We start from the raw sequence: 1,255 nt of genomic DNA on the forward strand, positions 1-1,255 counted from the left end.
CGATAGGTCCGAGGTGGAAGCGTGGCGACACGTGGAGCTGACGGATACTAATCGATCGAGGGCTTAACCAAGAAAAGCGGAGGCGAGCGGTTCGCCGCGGCTTCTTCCCGAAACGGTTATCTAGTTTTGAAGGAATGAACTTCCTTCACCATTACAACGCGGAAGTAGTTCAGTGGTAGAACACCACCTTGCCAAGGTGGGGGTCGCGGGTTCGAGTCCCGTCTTCCGCTTCCCAATATGCGCTCGTAGCTCAATTGGATAGAGCATCTGACTACGGATCAGAAGGTTAGGGGTTCGAATCCTCTCGAGCGCGTTCCATTATCTTTAAAAAAGATATTGACAAAAAAACGATTTGCCATTATATTTTTATTGCAATCGTTTTTACGACAAGTTCACTGATATGGATTATGCGGGTGTAGTTTAATGGTAAAACCTCAGCTTCCCAAGCTGAAGTCGTGGGTTCGATTCCCATCACCCGCTTTCCTTTATTTTATCGTGAATATTGTGGAGTATGCTCTGTTGATGATGCTCCAGCAACTTGGCAGGATCGAGCAACGAGCAAAGGCTTCTATGAAACAGCTGCGAGTTGTCCCGACGCATCAAGCTTCCTTGAGTAGGCTTGTAGAGGAAGGGGCAGCGAGGATATTGGAGTTTCCTAATGGATTGTGTCCCAGTAGCTCAGTAGGATAGAGCAGCGGCCTTCTAAGCCGTCGGTCGGGAGTTCGAGTCTCTCCTGGGACGCCACTTACATACGATTCGTTCGGGTTAAAATCCTCAAAGCCCTTGATACGACCGCGTTTGCGGTCGTTTTTCATTTTTTGGGAATCTCGAAAAAACGATAGGATCCGAAAAAATTTTGCACGAATTTTGCGCGGTGATCACAGGGCATTATAGAGTTCCATCATGGTTTGATCTACCTGCCGCGATTCTTTTTTTCCTTCTCGTCTATGATGTGAGAGTAGAAATCTTCATTTGAAAGAGCGTGCAAACGTTCCGAAAGAATGTGCAAAATCCAGAATAATCCGTAAAAATTTTGCACATGACTCACATTTCGCACCCTAACAAGGTCAAAACGAAGGATTTTTTATTTCATTTTTCAGAATAACTTCTTGACCAACACAACGAGCGATGGCAATCCTTTTTTTTACCATCGCTGGTCGTTCCGTATCACGTTACACGTAGATGCTCTCATCCATGCCCAATCCCTGCAGAATCCTTCGCTGGTCCGGGTTGAGGGGGCGATCGAGTGCGCGTT

The 1,255-nt window shown here is 46.7% G+C and carries 4 tRNA genes; all 4 read left to right on the plus strand.

Annotation, left to right across the window (positions count from 1 at the left end):
• Positions 1-158 precede the first annotated feature (158 nt).
• The 4 genes from CV944_RS17005 (at position 159) to CV944_RS17020 (ending at position 744) form a co-directional block, all read left to right on the plus strand.
• Positions 159-230: transfer RNA gene (locus CV944_RS17005), tRNA-Gly, on the plus strand.
• 9 nt (positions 231-239) lie between these two features.
• A tRNA-Arg gene (locus tag CV944_RS17010) sits at positions 240-313 on the plus strand.
• Between the two features lie 96 nt (positions 314-409).
• Positions 410-480 (plus strand) — tRNA-Gly (locus tag CV944_RS17015).
• A 187-nt stretch (positions 481-667) separates the two neighbouring features.
• A tRNA-Arg gene (locus CV944_RS17020) sits at positions 668-744 on the plus strand.
• Positions 745-1,255 lie beyond the last annotated feature (511 nt).

The organism is Geobacillus sp. WSUCF-018B (genome assembly GCF_002809985.1).
In the GTDB taxonomy this organism is placed as follows: domain Bacteria; phylum Bacillota; class Bacilli; order Bacillales; family Anoxybacillaceae; genus Geobacillus; species Geobacillus thermophilus.